Source organism: Pseudomonas japonica (genome assembly GCF_900188455.1).
GTDB classification, from domain to species: Bacteria; Pseudomonadota; Gammaproteobacteria; order Pseudomonadales; family Pseudomonadaceae; genus Aquipseudomonas; species Aquipseudomonas japonica.
The window spans coordinates 60,181-76,010 of sequence record NZ_FZOL01000015.1 but is presented as its reverse complement, the minus strand read 5'-3'; the positions used below and the strand labels follow the sequence as shown (position 1 = coordinate 76,010).

General features: G+C 59.8%; 10 protein-coding genes and 2 pseudogenes. 11 read left to right on the top strand and 1 reads right to left on the bottom strand.

Annotated elements, in window-relative coordinates; translation table 11 throughout:
- Positions 1–35 precede the first annotated feature (35 nt).
- From mtnA to CHB99_RS18285, 11 genes and pseudogenes are all read left to right on the top strand, one after another.
- Entirely contained in the window at positions 36–1,112 is a 1,077-nt protein-coding gene (mtnA, locus tag CHB99_RS18335; RefSeq protein WP_042122512.1) for an S-methyl-5-thioribose-1-phosphate isomerase, read from the top strand.
- Positions 1,113–1,393: 281 nt separating this feature from the next.
- The gene (gene gyrA / locus CHB99_RS18330) at positions 1,394–4,033 is read left to right on the top strand and encodes a DNA gyrase subunit A (RefSeq protein ID WP_042122510.1); all 2,640 of its coding nucleotides are present in this window, start codon (positions 1,394–1,396) and stop codon (positions 4,031–4,033) included.
- Positions 4,034–4,107: 74 nt separating this feature from the next.
- A complete protein-coding gene (serC, locus tag CHB99_RS18325; RefSeq protein ID WP_042122566.1) occupies positions 4,108–5,193 on the top strand; it encodes a 3-phosphoserine/phosphohydroxythreonine transaminase in 1,086 nt (361 codons plus the stop codon).
- On the top strand, positions 5,193–6,287 hold the full coding sequence (gene pheA, locus CHB99_RS18320) for a prephenate dehydratase (protein ID WP_042122508.1): 1,095 nt from the start codon (positions 5,193–5,195) through the stop codon (positions 6,285–6,287). The genes serC and pheA overlap by 1 nt, the downstream gene beginning before the upstream one ends.
- Before the next feature lie 73 nt (positions 6,288–6,360).
- On the top strand, positions 6,361–8,568 hold the full coding sequence (locus CHB99_RS18315; protein ID WP_042122507.1) for a bifunctional prephenate dehydrogenase/3-phosphoshikimate 1-carboxyvinyltransferase: 2,208 nt from the start codon (positions 6,361–6,363) through the stop codon (positions 8,566–8,568).
- The gene (cmk, locus tag CHB99_RS18310; RefSeq protein ID WP_042122505.1) at positions 8,565–9,254 is read left to right on the top strand and encodes a (d)CMP kinase; all 690 of its coding nucleotides are present in this window, start codon (positions 8,565–8,567) and stop codon (positions 9,252–9,254) included. Before CHB99_RS18315 ends, cmk begins: the two co-directional genes overlap by 4 nt.
- A 120-nt stretch (positions 9,255–9,374) precedes the next feature.
- Positions 9,375–11,048: a 30S ribosomal protein S1 gene (rpsA, locus tag CHB99_RS18305; RefSeq protein ID WP_042122503.1), complete on the top strand. Its 1,674-nt coding sequence runs from the start codon at positions 9,375–9,377 to the stop codon at positions 11,046–11,048.
- 224 nt (positions 11,049–11,272) lie between these two features.
- Positions 11,273–11,560, top strand: coding sequence for an integration host factor subunit beta (ihfB, locus tag CHB99_RS18300; RefSeq protein WP_042122501.1), 288 nt, complete (start codon positions 11,273–11,275; stop codon positions 11,558–11,560).
- Between the two features lie 30 nt (positions 11,561–11,590).
- Complete coding sequence (locus CHB99_RS18295) at positions 11,591–11,854, top strand: LapA family protein (protein ID WP_042122499.1); 264 nt, start codon at positions 11,591–11,593, stop codon at positions 11,852–11,854.
- 735 nt (positions 11,855–12,589) lie between these two features.
- A complete protein-coding gene (locus CHB99_RS18290) occupies positions 12,590–13,651 on the top strand; it encodes an LPS O-antigen chain length determinant protein WzzB (protein WP_042122497.1) in 1,062 nt (353 codons plus the stop codon).
- A 486-nt stretch (positions 13,652–14,137) separates the two neighbouring features.
- A pseudogene (locus tag CHB99_RS18285) lies at positions 14,138–15,206 on the top strand (IS630 family transposase).
- Positions 15,207–15,308: 102 nt separating this feature from the next.
- Here CHB99_RS18285 and CHB99_RS30145 read toward each other — a convergent pair.
- Positions 15,309–15,768 (bottom strand): annotated as a pseudogene (locus CHB99_RS30145) (transposase); the annotation flags it as partial.
- Positions 15,769–15,830 lie beyond the last annotated feature (62 nt).

Below are 15,830 nucleotides of genomic sequence, written 5' to 3'. Positions count from 1 at the left end.
GCCGGTTTTTGATGTCCGAATGACGGGGTGAGGGAATGCGCGATCGACTTCTGGCTGCAGAGAAAGTGAGGGCCATCGATTGGCGTGATGGCACCCTTTACTTGCTCGACCAGCGCGCCTTGCCGTTCGAGGAAACCTGGCTGGCCTACAAGGACGCCGCCGGCGTGGCCGAGGCAATTCGCTCGATGGTGGTGCGCGGAGCCCCGGCCATCGGCATCAGCGCCGCCTATGGCCTGCTGCTGGGCGTGCGCCAGCGCCTGGCCGAGGGGGGCGACTGGCGCGCGTCGCTGGAGGCGGATTTCGCCGTGCTGGGCGAGGCGCGGCCGACCGGGGTCAACCTGTCCTGGGCGCTGAATCGCATGCGCGAGCGCCTGCGACGACTCAAGGAGGGCGACGATCCGTCGCAGGTGATGGAGGCCGAGGCCCAGTCGATTCATGACAGCGATCGCGAAGCCAACCTGAACATGGCCCAGTTGGGCGTGGAGCTGATCCGTCGCTACCAGGGCAGCGAGCAGACGGTGCTGACCCATTGCAACACCGGCGCCCTGGCTACCGGTGGTTTCGGCACCGCTCTGGGTGTGATCCGCGGCGCCTGGCTGGATGGCATGATCGAGCACGTCTACGTCGATGAAACCCGGCCCTGGCTGCAAGGCACCCGGCTGACCGCCTGGGAGCTGGTCAACGAGGGCATTCCGGTAAGTGTCAACGCCGATTCGGCCGCTGCGCACCTGATGAAGACCAAGGGCATCACCTGGGTCATCGTCGGCGCCGACCGCATCGCCGCCAACGGCGACGTGGCGAACAAGATCGGCACCTACCAGCTGGCGGTCAACGCCATGCACCACGGTGTGCGCTTCATGGTGGTGGCACCGAGTTCGACCATCGACATGAGCCTGGCCAGCGGTGACGAGATCGTTCTCGAAGAGCGCGATGGCAGCGAGTTGCTGGAAATCGCCGGAACCCGCATCGCACCTGACGTGGAGGTGTGCAATCCGGTGTTCGACGTGACCCCTGCGGACCTGATTGACGTGATCGTGACCGAGAAGGGCATCGTCGAGCGCCCCGATACCGCCAAGCTGGCCCAGTTGATGTGCCGCAAGCGCCTGCACTGAGCATTTTCGCCTGCCGCCGGCCGACAGTCCTGGCGCCGCTTCCGGGCCCGTTTTCCCTCGCGCCAGGCGGCGCTTTGCCATACTCCCATGCCCCCGGCGACTGTGATAACATCCGGCGGTTTCCAAGACCGCCCCGAGGGGCGCTCTTCACTACGCAGATCCATGGCATAACTCGTTGATTTGTCGTAAGTCGTTGCGGGGGAGGCCCTCCGCGGCGGCGAGCTTCGTTCGTCCCATATGGATGTGACGAAGTTTCACCAGAAAAAGGAATCAGGCTTCTCATGGGCGAACTGGCCAAAGAAATCCTCCCGGTCAATATCGAAGACGAACTGAGACAGTCCTACCTCGACTACGCGATGAGCGTCATTGTCGGGCGTGCACTGCCCGATGCGCGTGATGGCTTGAAGCCCGTGCATCGCCGCGTTCTGTATGCGATGAGTGAACTGGGTAACGACTGGAACAAACCGTACAAGAAATCCGCCCGTGTGGTCGGTGACGTGATCGGTAAGTACCACCCGCACGGTGACACCGCCGTGTACGACACCATCGTGCGTATGGCCCAGCCTTTCTCCTTGCGTTACCTGCTGGTCGACGGCCAGGGCAACTTCGGTTCGGTCGACGGCGACAACGCCGCGGCGATGCGATACACCGAAGTGCGCATGTCCAAGCTGGCCCACGAGCTGCTGGCCGACCTGCACAAGGAAACCGTGGACTGGGTGCCGAACTACGACGGCACCGAGCAGATCCCGGCGGTCATGCCGACCCGTATTCCCAACCTGCTGGTCAACGGCTCCAGCGGTATCGCCGTGGGCATGGCCACCAACATCCCGCCGCACAACCTCGGTGAAGTCATCGACGGTTGCCTGGCGCTGATCGACAACCCGGAAGTCTCGATCGACGAACTGATGCAGTTCATCCCGGGCCCGGACTTCCCCACCGCCGGCCTGATCAACGGTCGCCAGGGCATCATCGAGGCCTACCGTACCGGCCGCGGCCGCATCTACATGCGCGCCCGCTCGACCATCGAGGACATCGACAAGGTCGGTGGTCGCCAGCAGATCGTCGTCACCGAACTCCCCTACCAGCTGAACAAGGCGCGTCTGATCGAGAAGATCGCCGAGCTGGTCAAGGAGAAGAAACTCGAGGGCATCACCGAACTGCGCGACGAGTCCGACAAGGACGGCATGCGCGTGGTCATCGAGCTGCGTCGTGGCGAAGTGCCGGAGGTCGTGCTCAACAACCTCTATGCGCAGACCCAGCTGCAGAGCGTGTTCGGCATCAACATCGTCGCCCTGATCGACGGTCGCCCGCGCCTGCTCAACCTCAAGGACCTGCTCGAAGCCTTCGTCCGCCACCGCCGCGAAGTGGTGACCCGGCGTACCGTGTTCGAGCTGCGCAAGGCGCGTGAGCGCGGGCACATCCTCGAGGGCCAGGCGGTCGCGCTGTCCAACATCGACCCGGTCATCGCCCTGATCAAGGCTTCGCCGACGCCTTCCGAGGCCAAGGAAGCGCTGGTCAGCACGCCGTGGGAGTCCAGTGCCGTGCAGGTGATGGTCGAGCGCGCCGGCGCCGACTCCTGCCGCCCGGAGAACCTCGACGAGCAGTACGGTCTGCGCGACGGCAAGTATTACCTGTCGCCAGAACAGGCCCAGGCCATCCTCGATCTGCGTCTGCACCGCCTGACCGGCCTGGAGCATGAGAAGCTGCTGGCCGAGTACCAGGAGATCCTCAACCAGATCGGCGAACTGATCCGCATCCTCAGCAGCGCCGAGCGCCTGATGGAAGTGATCCGCGAGGAACTGGAGCTGATCCGCGCCGAATACGGCGACGCGCGCCGCACCGAAATCATCGATGCGCGCCTGGATCTGACCCTGGGCGACATGATCCCCGAAGAAGACCGCGTGGTGACCATCTCCCACGGCGGCTACGCCAAGACCCAGCCACTGGCCGCCTACCAGGCGCAGCGTCGTGGCGGCAAGGGCAAGTCGGCTACCGGAGTCAAGGACGAGGACTACATTTCCCACCTGCTGGTCGCCAACAGCCACACCACGCTGCTGCTGTTCTCCAGCAAGGGCAAGGTGTACTGGCTGAAGACCTACGAGATTCCCGAAGCGTCCCGTGCCGCTCGCGGCCGGCCGCTGGTGAACCTGCTGCCGCTGGATGAAGGCGAGCACATCACCACCATGCTGCCGGTGGAGGAGTACACCGAGGGTCACTACATCTTCATGGCCACTGCCAACGGCACCGTGAAGAAGACCCCGCTGGAGCAGTTCAGCCGGCAGCGCAGCGTCGGCCTGATCGCCCTGGAGCTGGACGAGGGCGATATCCTGATTTCCGCCGCGATCACCGATGGCGAGCGTGAGGTCATGCTGTTCTCCGACGGTGGCAAGGTAACCCGCTTCAAGGAATCCGATGTCCGCGCCATGGGGCGCACTGCCCGCGGTGTTCGCGGCATGCGTCTGGCCGAAGGGCAGAAGCTGATCTCCATGATCATTCCGGAGGAGGGCAGCCAGATCCTCACCGCTTCCGAGCGTGGCTACGGCAAGCGTACCGCGATCGGCGAGTTCCCCGAATACAAACGTGGCGGCCAGGGCGTCATCGCCATGGTCAGCAACGAGCGCAACGGTCGTCTGGTCGGCGCGGTCCAGGTGCAGGAAGGCGAGGAGATCATGCTGATCTCCGACCAGGGCACCCTGGTGCGCACGCGGGTTGGCGAGGTTTCCAGCCTGGGCCGCAACACCCAGGGCGTGACCCTGATCAAGTTGGCCAGCGATGAAACCCTGGTCGGCCTGGAGCGGGTCCAGGAGCCTTCCGACGAAGGCGACGAAGACGATGTGCTGGAAGGTGCCGACGACGATATCGAAAACGCCGAGGCGCCCCAGGCGGATGCCGCTGGCGATGAAGAGACAGCGCAGGACTGATTGGTAAACAGTGTGACTGGAAGCGGGGCAATGGCCCCGCTTCCGCCGTTATCTTGAGCAGAGCGAGAGTGGATGTGAGCAAACGAGCCTTTAACTTCTGCGCCGGCCCTGCCGCGCTCCCCGATGCTGTTCTGCAGCGCGCCCAGGCCGAAATGCTGGACTGGAACGGCAAAGGCCTGTCCATCATGGAAATGAGTCACCGTAGCGACGACTACGTGACCGTCGCCGCGAAGGCCGAGCAGGACCTGCGTGACCTGCTGTCCATCCCCTCCAACTACAAGGTGCTGTTCCTGCAGGGCGGCGCCAGCCAGCAGTTCGCCGAGATTCCGTTGAACCTGCTGCCCGAGAATGGCACCGCCGACTATGTCGAGACCGGCATCTGGTCGAAGAAGGCCATCGAAGAGGCGCGCCGCTTCGGCAACGTCAACGTCGCCGCCTCTGCCAAGCCATATGATTTCCTGGCCATTCCCGGTCAGAACGAGTGGCAGCTGACCCCAGGCGCCGCCTACCTGCACTACGCCTCCAACGAAACCATCGGCGGCCTGCAGTTCGACTGGGTTCCGCAGACCGGTGACGTACCGCTGGTGGTCGACATGTCGTCGGACATCCTCTCCCGCCCGATCGACGTCTCGCAGTACGGCCTGATCTACGCCGGTGCGCAGAAGAACATCGGCCCGAGCGGTCTGGTGGTGGTGATCGTTCGCGAAGACCTGCTGGGTCGCGCCCGCAGCAGTTGCCCGACCATGCTCGACTACAAGATCGCCGCCGACAACGGCTCGATGTACAACACTCCCGCCACCTATTCCTGGTACCTCTCCGGCCTGGTGTTCGAGTGGATCAAGGAGCAGGGTGGTGTCGCCGCCATGGAGCAGCGCAACCGGGCGAAGAAAGACCGCCTGTACGGCTTCATCGACAAGAGCGATTTCTACACCAACCCGATCAGCACCAACGCCCGTTCCTGGATGAACGTGCCGTTCCGCCTGGCCGACGAGCGCCTGGACAAGGCCTTCCTCGCTGGCGCCGACGCCCGCGGGCTGCTCAACCTCAAGGGTCACCGTTCGGTGGGCGGCATGCGCGCGTCGATCTACAACGCCCTGGGTCTGGACGCCGTGGAAGCACTGGTGGCCTACATGGTCGAATTCGAGAAGGAACATTCCTGATGTCGGAACAGGAACTCAAGGCCCTGCGGGTGCGCATCGACAGTCTCGACGAGAAGATCCTCGAGCTGATCAGCGACCGTGCCCGCTGCGCCCAGGAAGTCGCCCGGGTGAAGATGGCATCGCTGGCCGAGGGCGAGAAGCCGGTGTTCTACCGGCCCGAGCGCGAGGCGCAGGTGCTCAAGCGGGTCATGGAGCGTAACCAGGGCCCCCTGGGTAACGAAGAGATGGCCCGTCTGTTCCGCGAAATCATGTCCTCCTGCCTGGCGCTGGAGCAGCCACTGAAAGTCGCCTACCTCGGCCCCGAGGGAACCTTCACCCAGGCGGCGGCGATGAAGCACTTCGGTCACGCGGTGGTCAGCAAGCCGATGGCGGCGATCGACGAAGTGTTCCGCGAAGTGGCCGCCGGTGCGGTGAACTTCGGTGTGGTGCCGGTGGAGAACTCCACCGAGGGTGCGGTCAACCACACCCTGGACAGCTTCCTCGAACACGACATGGTCATCTGTGGCGAGGTCGAGTTGCGCATTCACCACCATCTGCTGGTGGGCGAGAACACCAAGACCGACAGTATCAGCCGCATCTATTCCCACGCCCAGTCGCTGGCCCAGTGCCGCAAGTGGCTGGATGCGCATTACCCGAACGTCGAGCGCGTGGCGGTATCGAGCAACGCCGAGGCCGCCAAGCGGGTCAAGGGCGAATGGAACTCCGCGGCCATCGCCGGTGACATGGCTGCCGGCCTGTACGGGCTGACGCGCCTGGCCGAGAAGATCGAGGACCGCCCGGACAACTCCACGCGGTTCCTGATGATCGGCAACCAGGAAGTCCCGCCGACCGGCGACGACAAGACCTCGATCATCGTCTCCATGAGCAACAAGCCCGGCGCATTGCATGAGCTGCTGGTGCCATTCCACGAGAACGGCATCGATCTGACGCGTATCGAGACTCGTCCGTCGCGCAGCGGCAAATGGACCTACGTGTTCTTCATCGATTTCGTCGGTCATCATCGCGACCCGCTGATCAAGGCCGTTCTGGAGAAGATCAGCCAGGAAGCTGTTGCCTTGAAAGTACTGGGTTCCTACCCGAAAGCGGTGCTTTGAGGCATGCCGATGCGTGATGTTTTGAACAGGGTCCTGCTCCGTGATTGAAGTCGAAACGCGAAAGGGCGGGGCCATGATCGGCCGCCTGGTGGTCGTGGGCCTCGGCCTGATTGGTGGTTCCTTCGCCAAGGGCTTGCGTGAAAGCGGCCTGTGCCGTGAGGTGGTCGGTGTCGACCTGGATCCGCAGTCGCGCAAGCTGGCGGTGGAGTTGGGCGTGGTCGATCGCTGCGAGGAAAACCTCGAAAGCGCCTGTGTCGGGGCCGATGTCATCCAGTTGGCCGTGCCGATTCTGGCCATGGAGAAGCTCCTGGCTCGTCTCGCCGGGATGGATCTCGGCCAGGCAGTGCTGACCGACGTGGGGAGCGCCAAGGGCAATGTAGTGCGCGCGGCTCGCGAGACCATGCCTGGCCGGCTGTCGCGGTTCGTGCCTGGCCATCCGATCGCCGGCTCCGAGCAGAGTGGGGTCGAAGCCTCCAATGCCGCGCTGTTCCGTCGGCACAAGGTGATTCTCACACCGCTGGCGGAAACCGCGCCGGAAGCGCTGGCCGTCGTCGACCGGCTCTGGCGCGCGCTGGAGGCGGACGTCGAGCACATGCAGGTCGAGCGGCACGACGAGGTCCTCGCGGCGACCAGTCATCTCCCGCACCTGCTGGCCTTCGGTCTGGTCGATTCATTGGCCAAGCGCAATGAAAACCTGGACATCTTCCGCTACGCTGCCGGCGGCTTCCGCGACTTCACGCGGATCGCCGGAAGCGACCCGGTAATGTGGCATGACATTTTTCTCGCCAATCGTGAAGCGGTGTTGCGCACACTGGACACTTTTCGCAGCGACCTCGACGCCTTGCGCGACGCGGTCGATGCAGGGGACGGGCATCAACTGCTGGGCGTGTTCACGCGCGCCCGGGTGGCCCGTGAGCATTTCAGTAAAATCCTGGCCCGCCGGGCCTATGTGGACGCTATGAACTCCAACGACCTGATTTTCCTGGCACAACCTGGTGGCCGTCTGTCCGGACGCATTCGCGTTCCTGGCGACAAGTCGATTTCCCACCGTTCGATCATGCTCGGCTCCCTGGCCGAAGGCACTACCGAAGTCGAAGGCTTCCTCGAGGGCGAAGACGCCCTGGCCACGTTGCAGGCCTTCCGCGACATGGGTGTGGTGATCGAAGGTCCGCATCATGGTCGCGTCACGATTCACGGCGTCGGCCTCAATGGCCTGAAGCCGCCGCCTGGCCCGATCTACCTGGGCAACTCCGGTACCTCGATGCGCCTGCTCTCCGGGCTGCTGGCCGCGCAGAGCTTCGATACCGTGTTGACCGGCGACGCGTCGCTGTCCAAGCGCCCGATGAATCGCGTCGCCAACCCGCTGCGGGAGATGGGAGCGGTCATCGAGACCGCGGAGCAGGGGCGTCCACCGGTCGTCATTCGTGGCGGTCACAAGCTCAAGGCGCTGACCTACGCGCTGCCAATGGCCAGCGCCCAGGTCAAATCCTGCCTGCTGCTCGCCGGCCTCTACGCCGAGGGCCAGACTTCCGTCACCGAACCGGCCCCGACCCGCGATCATACCGAGCGCATGCTGCGTGGTTTCGGTTACGACGTGAAGGTCGACGGCGCCACGGCCTCGCTGGTCTCCGGCGGCAAGCTGAGCGCAACTCATATCGAGGTGCCGGCGGATATTTCCTCGGCGGCCTTCTTCCTGGTGGCGGCCTCCATCGCCGAAGGTTCCGATCTGTTGCTGGAGCACGTCGGCATCAACCCGACCCGCACTGGCGTGATCGACATCCTGCGCCTGATGGGCGGCGACATCACCCTTGAGAACCAGCGCGAAGTCGGCGGTGAGCCAGTGGCCGACCTGCGTGTTCGCGGTGCGAAGCTCAAAGGCATCGATATTCCCGAGCATCTGGTGCCGCTGGCCATCGATGAGTTCCCGGTACTGTTCGTCGCCGCCGCTTGTGCCGAGGGTCGTACCGTGCTGCGTGGTGCCGAGGAGCTTCGAGTCAAGGAGTCCGACCGCATCCAGGTCATGGCTGATGGCCTGCTGGCCTTGGGCGTGAAATGCGAGCCGACCCCTGACGGGATCATCATCGACGGTGGAGAGATTGGCGGTGGTGAGGTGCATGGTCATGGCGACCACCGCATCGCCATGTCCTTCAGTGTTGCCTCGCTGCGCGCCAGCGCGCCGATTCGCATCCACGACTGTGCCAACGTCGCGACCTCTTTCCCGAACTTCCTCGCGCTGTGCGCGGAAGTCGGCATTCGTGTCGCCGAAGAGGGTAAATCGTGAACACACAAGCGCCGGTCATCACCATCGACGGACCGAGTGGCTCGGGCAAGGGCACGGTAGCGGGGCTGCTGGCCCGTCGCCTGGGCTGGAACCTGCTGGATTCCGGTGCCCTGTACCGCCTGCTGGCGTTCGCTGCCAGCAACCACGGTGTCGACCTGACCAATGAGGAATTGCTCAAGGCTTTGGCGGCCCATCTCGACGTGCAGTTCCTCGCGGCCGAAGAAGGGCAGTTGCAGCGCATCATTCTGGAAGGCGACGACGTCAGCAATGACATCCGCAAGGAGCATGTGGGTGCCGGTGCTTCCCAGGTCGCTGCGCTGCCGGCGGTGCGCGAGGCCCTGCTGCAGCGCCAGCGCGCCTTCCGCGAGGCGCCGGGGCTGATTGCCGACGGCCGGGACATGGGCACGGTGGTGTTTCCCGATGCACCGTTGAAGATTTTTTTGACAGCCAGCGCCGAGGAGCGGGCGCGTCGTCGTTACCTGCAGTTGAAGGCAAAGGGCGATGATGTTAGTCTGTCGAGTCTGCTGGATGAGATACGTGCGCGTGATGAACGCGACACCCAGCGATCGGTGGCCCCGCTCAAACCGGCGGCCGACGCGATTCAGCTGGATTCTACTGAATTGTCCATCGAGCAGGTGCTGGAACGCATTCTGAGCGAAGTTGCTTTGCGCGACATCGCCGGATGATCAGGGAGGCTGCAGGATCACCAGTCAACGTCCTGCAGGCCAACCTTACTTTGAACGAACCCACATTGTCTGGAATGTGGCTGTTGGGCGTATTCTCCGCCCGAATCTACAGGAATTAAAATGAGCGAAAGCTTTGCAGAACTCTTTGAAGAAAGCCTGAAAACCCTCAACCTTCAACCAGGTGCGATCATCACCGGTATCGTTGTCGATATCGACGGTGACTGGGTTACTGTCCACGCTGGTCTGAAATCCGAGGGCGTCATCCCGCTCGAGCAGTTCTACAACGAAGCTGGCGAGCTGACCATCAAGGTCGGTGACGAAGTTCACGTCGCGCTGGACGCGGTGGAAGACGGCTTTGGCGAAACCAAACTGTCCCGTGAAAAAGCCAAGCGCGCCGAGTGCTGGATTGTTCTGGAAGCAGCTTTCGCCGCTGAAGAAGTGGTCAAGGGCGTTATCAACGGTAAAGTTAAAGGCGGCTTCACTGTCGACGTTAACGGTATCCGTGCGTTCCTGCCGGGCTCCCTGGTTGATGTCCGCCCAGTGCGTGACACCACTCACCTGGAAGGCAAAGAGCTGGAATTCAAGGTCATCAAGCTGGACCAGAAGCGCAACAACGTTGTCGTTTCCCGTCGCAGTGTCCTGGAAGCCGAAAACAGCGCCGAGCGCGAAGCTCTGCTGGAGTCGCTGCAGGAAGGCCAGCAAGTCAAGGGTATCGTCAAGAACCTCACCGACTACGGCGCATTCGTGGACCTGGGCGGCGTAGACGGCCTGCTGCACATCACCGACATGGCTTGGAAGCGCATCAAGCACCCATCGGAAATCGTCAACGTTGGCGACGAGATCGATGTCAAGGTTCTGAAGTACGATCGCGAGCGCAACCGCGTTTCCCTGGGTCTGAAGCAACTGGGCGAAGACCCATGGGTTGCTATCAAGGCTCGTTACCCAGAAAGCACCCGCGTCATGGCGCGCGTCACCAACCTGACCGACTACGGCTGCTTCGCTGAGCTGGAAGAAGGCGTTGAAGGTCTGGTGCACGTTTCCGAAATGGACTGGACCAACAAGAACATCCACCCGTCGAAAGTCGTTCAGGTTGGCGACGAAGTGGAAGTCATGGTTCTGGACATCGACGAAGAGCGTCGTCGTATCTCCCTGGGTATCAAACAGTGCAAGTCGAACCCATGGGAAGACTTCTCTGGCCAGTTCAACAAGGGCGACAAGATCTCCGGCACCATCAAGTCGATCACCGACTTCGGTATCTTCATCGGCCTGGACGGCGGCATCGACGGTCTGGTTCACCTGTCCGACATCTCCTGGAACGAAGTGGGCGAAGAAGCCGTACGTCGCTTCAAGAAGGGCGACGAGCTGGAAACCGTCATCCTGTCCGTTGATCCAGAGCGTGAGCGCATCTCCCTGGGTATCAAGCAACTGGAAGACGATCCGTTCTCCAACTACGTTGCTGTGAACGACAAGGGCGCCATCGTCAAGGGTACCGTCAAGGAAGTCGACGCCAAAGGCGCCGTCATCACCCTGGCCGACGACATCGAAGCTACTCTGAAGGCTTCCGAAATCAGCCGTGACCGCGTTGAAGACGCGCGTAACGTCCTGAAGGAAGGCGAAGAGATCGAAGCCAAGATCATCAGCGTTGACCGCAAGTCCCGCGTAATCAACCTCTCCATCAAGTCGAAAGACGTTGAAGAAGAGAAAGAGGCTATCCAGCAAATCGCCAAGGCTCCAGAAGCCGCTGGCGCGACCCTGGGTGACCTGCTGCGTGCGGAAATGGCCAAACAGAACTAAGTTCTGCTTGATCAAAAAAAGGCGACTTCGGTCGCCTTTTTTTATGCCTGAAATTTCAGTCAGTTAAGCGCCGACCCTTGTGAATAGGGCGTTACGGGGGTGGGGGACCATTATTTGTTTCTGGATTTTCTGTCCAAGTCAATAACCGCACTGTTCAAACTCACCAAGCCATGCTAAAACCAATGGAAGCAATGACCTAGCTGCTTGATACAGAAGGGAAAAATATGACGAAGTCGGAGCTGATCGAACGTATTGTCACCCATCAGGGGCTGCTCTCGTCCAAGGATGTGGAGTTGGCTATCAAGACCATGCTTGAGCAGATGTCCCAATGTCTCGCGACAGGTGATCGAATCGAAATCCGCGGTTTTGGCAGTTTTTCACTGCATTATCGTGCGCCTCGTGTGGGGCGCAATCCGAAGACTGGGCAGTCAGTCACGCTTGACGGTAAGTTCGTTCCGCACTTTAAGCCAGGAAAAGAGCTTCGAGATAGAGTCAATGAAGAAGAGGCATGAGCCCTCCTGAGCGACGGAAGGAAAAATTTTATGTTTAAGCTCAAGCGAGTCCTAGTGACGCTGTTCATCCTCTTGCTGGTGGCCTTGGTGTTGTTCTTCGTGCTGGAAAATCAGCAGGTTGTGTCATTGATAATATTTGGTTGGTCGACACCGGCCATTCCGCTGGCAGTACCTGTTTTGTTGGCTCTGATTATTGGTTTGGCGATTGGTCCGCTGATGGGTTGGTATGGGGTGATGCGCCACAAGCGGGACATCCGGGCTTCTGCTCGGCGTGCGGCACAGGTCCAAGGCTGAGGAAATTTCCCTGTTGCGTTGGGAAAATGCCTATTTTTTGGTTGTGTCGGAAATGAGGTAATACGGGTTTCCTCGCTAGTGGTCGAAGGGGTAGCGAAATGGAATTCCTGGCGACTAATTCTCCTGGTGGCGCCCGCATTAGCGTGGGTTCTCGTCACCAACCTCCTCCCGATAAGTTGGTGTGCCTTGGCATGCAAGCTTGGGTTCCGTCTGGATCATGTCCAGTGTCCGCCGAGGCATTCGCCTGCGGCTTCAGTCCCCCTTGTTCACTATGGTGCCTCTTGCGACAGTCTGTTGCTGTCTTAAGGATGCCTATCGCCGCTTGATATGCCTTTATTGAAATGTGGGGCGCAGTTGGCTTCATCGTGAAGATGCATTACCAGCAGTTCATGATGCTGTCCTGTGTCAACGCAGACAGGGCACGTATTGCAATGTGCAGTGCAGGCTGGGGTGCCATTGATCGAGAGGGCTGGAGCTGTCTGGAAAGTCTGGGAACTTCCTAGTGGGGTGTTGCTCTACAGTCCCCTGTGGCGTGGCTGGTCATGTGCTGATGTTGCTGTTGGCTGATGCTCGGGCGAGCGGTTGTTGCGGGCGGCGCTATGCTTGCGTTGTGGGTTTTCAAAAATGGCTAGTAGGGCCGGGAGGGCCTTGTCAGCGGGGTAAGTCGTGTTCTGGAGGTGTGCAGTGAACTGTTGTGACGTGATGATTGAACAGACCCATGGGGAATTACAATAAATGCGCGATAATCGTGAGCGGCTCAGCATTACAGAAGAAGTCGACTTGATTGAGCTGATTGAGAGGTTGTGGAGGCGCAAGTTACTTATTTTCGGTACGGCGTTGACGGTTCTGATCGCGGCTGTGGCTTACGTGTTCCTGGCTACGCCGATCTATCAGGCAAAGGTTTTTGTCCAGGCGCCGACCCAGAATGACATTGCGAATCTGAATTATGGGCGTAGCGAGGGGCAGGGTGGTCTTGGGGTGCTGACCGTCAAGGAAGTCTACGATACCTATCTGCGCAATCTGCTTTCCGAGTCGTTGCGACGTAAGTTTTTCCGAGAGGTCTATCTGCCCTCGTTGGATGGCAAGGTGACCGATAGAGGTCAGGACGAACTCTATGCACGCTACGTCAAGGCTCTGCGAGTGACGGTGGCTGGTAAAGATACACCAGACCGATACTCGATCACCGCTGATCTGCCAGATGCGCAACAGGCTGTGAAATGGGTGACACTCTATGCCCGAATGGCGGGGGACCTTGCAAAGCAGGAGGTGCTCAAGGATGCCCGAAGTGATGCGCTAGTAAAGGCGGGCAACCTTGAGCAGGAAATTGCCAGTGTACAGGAGACGGCTAGAAAGCGGCGTGAGGATCAAATCGTGCAGTTGCGTGAAGCTCTTGCTGTGGCTCGTTCAATAGGCCTGGAGAAGCCGCCGATCATTTCCGGCAATCTTTCTACCGAGGTTTCTGCCCGTATGGATGGATCGCTGACCTACATGCGTGGCAGCAAGGCATTGGAGGCCGAAATCGAGAACCTAGAAAAGCGTCCGTCGGACGATCCGTTCATCAGTGGTCTTCGGGCGCAGCAGGCGGGCCTGGCGTTCTTTCGCTCTTTGGATGTTCCCGCTGAATCGATTACCGTTTATCGGTTGGATGGGGACGTCGAGTTGCCAGACAAGCCTATAGAGCCAAGAAAGCTGCTTATCATCGTCGCTGCTGCTGTGCTGGGGTTGTTGCTGGGCTGTATTGCCGCAATCATAGCCAACTTGTTGCGTGGTAGGGTCCGTGTCGGGCCTGGCGCCTAAAGCAAGGCTCGTGGAGTAAACTCAGCAGTGTCATTTCATTTTTCATCGTTTCTGCGGCAGGCGCTCACGTTGGCGCAGAACGAAGAAGATGTTGGTGGGCTGACTCTTGGTGTGGGGCTGGCTCGACCTCTTTAAGCAGGTTGTACAGCTCAATGGGGTCGGGTTTATTTTTTCGGGGTTATTTAAAGACTTAAGAGTCTTAATCAGGCAGTGGCTCCGTAAGTCGGTTATTCTTTTGCTGCTGCATGTGTGAAATTTCAAAGTCGACTAGTCATCAGTTGGCTGCTATGTTGTCTCGTGCGTTCCACGTGTATGAGCCGTGTTACATTGTGTTAGGCTTTGTGTGAAAAGCCTTGATACTCGGTGATGCTGCGTTGAAAACAGCCTTGCCTGACCTTCGTCTCAATGCTTTTCACACAGACCCTAGTGTGGTGTTTCGCAAGTAACACTCATATTTTGGCCTAGGCTTTCAGCGTCAGAAATGCCTTGAAGCAACGATATGAAAACCGGCCGACCGGCCGACCGGCTGCCCCGATTGAGCTGAGCGACGAAGAACACATCGAACTGCTTCGTCGCTCCCGGCAGCGTAAAGGCCCTGCTGAATCGCGCATTCGGGCCGAAATCATCTTGGCGTGCGCAGGTGGAGAGTCGGGTACCTCGATCGCCCACAGACTCAGTATCGGCGTGCACACGGTTTCGCGTTGGCGAGTGTGATTCAGTCGTCTGCGACTCGATGGTTTAAATGACGAATATCGCTCAGGCCGGCCTCGCAGCATTACTGATGAACAAGTACAGGCCGTGGTCAATCAGGCACTGCAATCCAAACCCGAAGATGCCAGTCACTGGAGCACTCGCTCGATGAGTCAGGCAACCGGGATTTCTCCAGCCAGCGTCATGCGAATATAGCATGCCTTCGGGCTCAAGCCTCATCTGGAAAAGACTTTCAAGCTTTCGACCGATCCTCTGTTCGTCGAAAAGGTCCACGACATTGTTGGGCTCTATCTCAATCCGCCCGACAAGGCCCTGGTACTCTGTATCGACGAGAAAAGCCAGATTCAGGCGCTGAACCGTACCCAGCCAGGCTTACCTCTTGCCCCGGGTAAACCCATCACTCGCACCCACGACTACAAGCGCCACGGGTGAAGTCATCGGTAGATTAAAGCGCCGCCATAGAAGTACGGAGTTTCTTGCTTTCCTTAAAGAGGTGGACGACAACGTACCAGAGGACATGCCTGTTCATCTGGTAATGGACAACTACGCGACACACAAGACCGACAAAGTGAAAGCGTGGTTGGCAGCGCATCCGCGCTACCAGGTGCATTTCACGCCTACTTCGGCATCCTGGTTGAATCTGGTGGAGCGCTTCTTCTCGACACTGGGCGAGAAGTGGATCAAGCGTCAGGCACATACCAGCGTGAAGGATCTGGAGGAGTCTATTGAGTACTACCTATCCACTCACAACGCCAACCCTCGCCCCTTTCACTGGAACCGAAAGGCCGATGATATCTTGGCGAGCATCGGTCGTGCAGCCGAGGCGCTAGGCCGAAAAATATGAGTGTTACTTGCGAAACACTACACTAGCTATTTGGCTCAGAAGTGCTTGACCTTCAGTCGCTGACGGTTCTGATAACCAGGGCAAAACCGTGGTTATCGAGCGTTACAGACGTCTCCTAAAGGATTCAATAAATCTGGCGTACCATCCCAAATTCGACAGAGCAAACAGCGTTGTTGGTTGCGCCATGTTCTTGGTCAGCCCGCGGAGGTGGGTCATCACGCAGTCTAACCGTCGCTGATGGCCTGAAACGGATGTTCGGCCTTTGCCCGCGTCTGAGCTTTGACCTTTTCAACTTTGCGTTCGGCCTTGTGCAGGGCGCTGAGTTTACTCAAATGCTTGTAGGTGCTGCGTCGGGTTTCGATCTGCCAGATTACTTGTCACCCCTCATGTTCTGGCCGCTCTTCCGCCCTGGTATAACCGGCATTGGCAGAGATGACATTCTCATCCCTATGCAGCAAATGAGCGATTTCCGTTATGCAGTTACATTCGTCGCGGTGCCATGAGCGTGGTTTGCCAGACCAGCTTCAACGTGGACTCCGATATGTGCTTTCGTGCCGAAGAAGTCCTAGGGATTCTCCGATCAAGTCAGCACAGATCGCCTGAGCTGTGCTGAAATAGCCCTCC

Excerpts from the sequence above, each read along its gene's own strand:
- ihfB (WP_042122501.1), top strand. The coding sequence starts at position 11,273 with ATGACGAAGTCGGAGCTGATCGAACGTATTGTCACCCATCAGGGGCTG.
- CHB99_RS18290 (WP_042122497.1), top strand. The coding sequence starts at position 12,590 with ATGCGCGATAATCGTGAGCGGCTCAGCATTACAGAAGAAGTCGACTTG.
- gyrA (WP_042122510.1), top strand. The coding sequence starts at position 1,394 with ATGGGCGAACTGGCCAAAGAAATCCTCCCGGTCAATATCGAAGACGAA.
- pheA (WP_042122508.1), top strand. The coding sequence starts at position 5,193 with ATGTCGGAACAGGAACTCAAGGCCCTGCGGGTGCGCATCGACAGTCTC.
- CHB99_RS18295 (WP_042122499.1), top strand. The coding sequence starts at position 11,591 with ATGTTTAAGCTCAAGCGAGTCCTAGTGACGCTGTTCATCCTCTTGCTG.
- rpsA (WP_042122503.1), top strand. The coding sequence starts at position 9,375 with ATGAGCGAAAGCTTTGCAGAACTCTTTGAAGAAAGCCTGAAAACCCTC.
- CHB99_RS18315 (WP_042122507.1), top strand. The coding sequence starts at position 6,361 with ATGATCGGCCGCCTGGTGGTCGTGGGCCTCGGCCTGATTGGTGGTTCC.
- mtnA (WP_042122512.1), top strand. The coding sequence starts at position 36 with ATGCGCGATCGACTTCTGGCTGCAGAGAAAGTGAGGGCCATCGATTGG.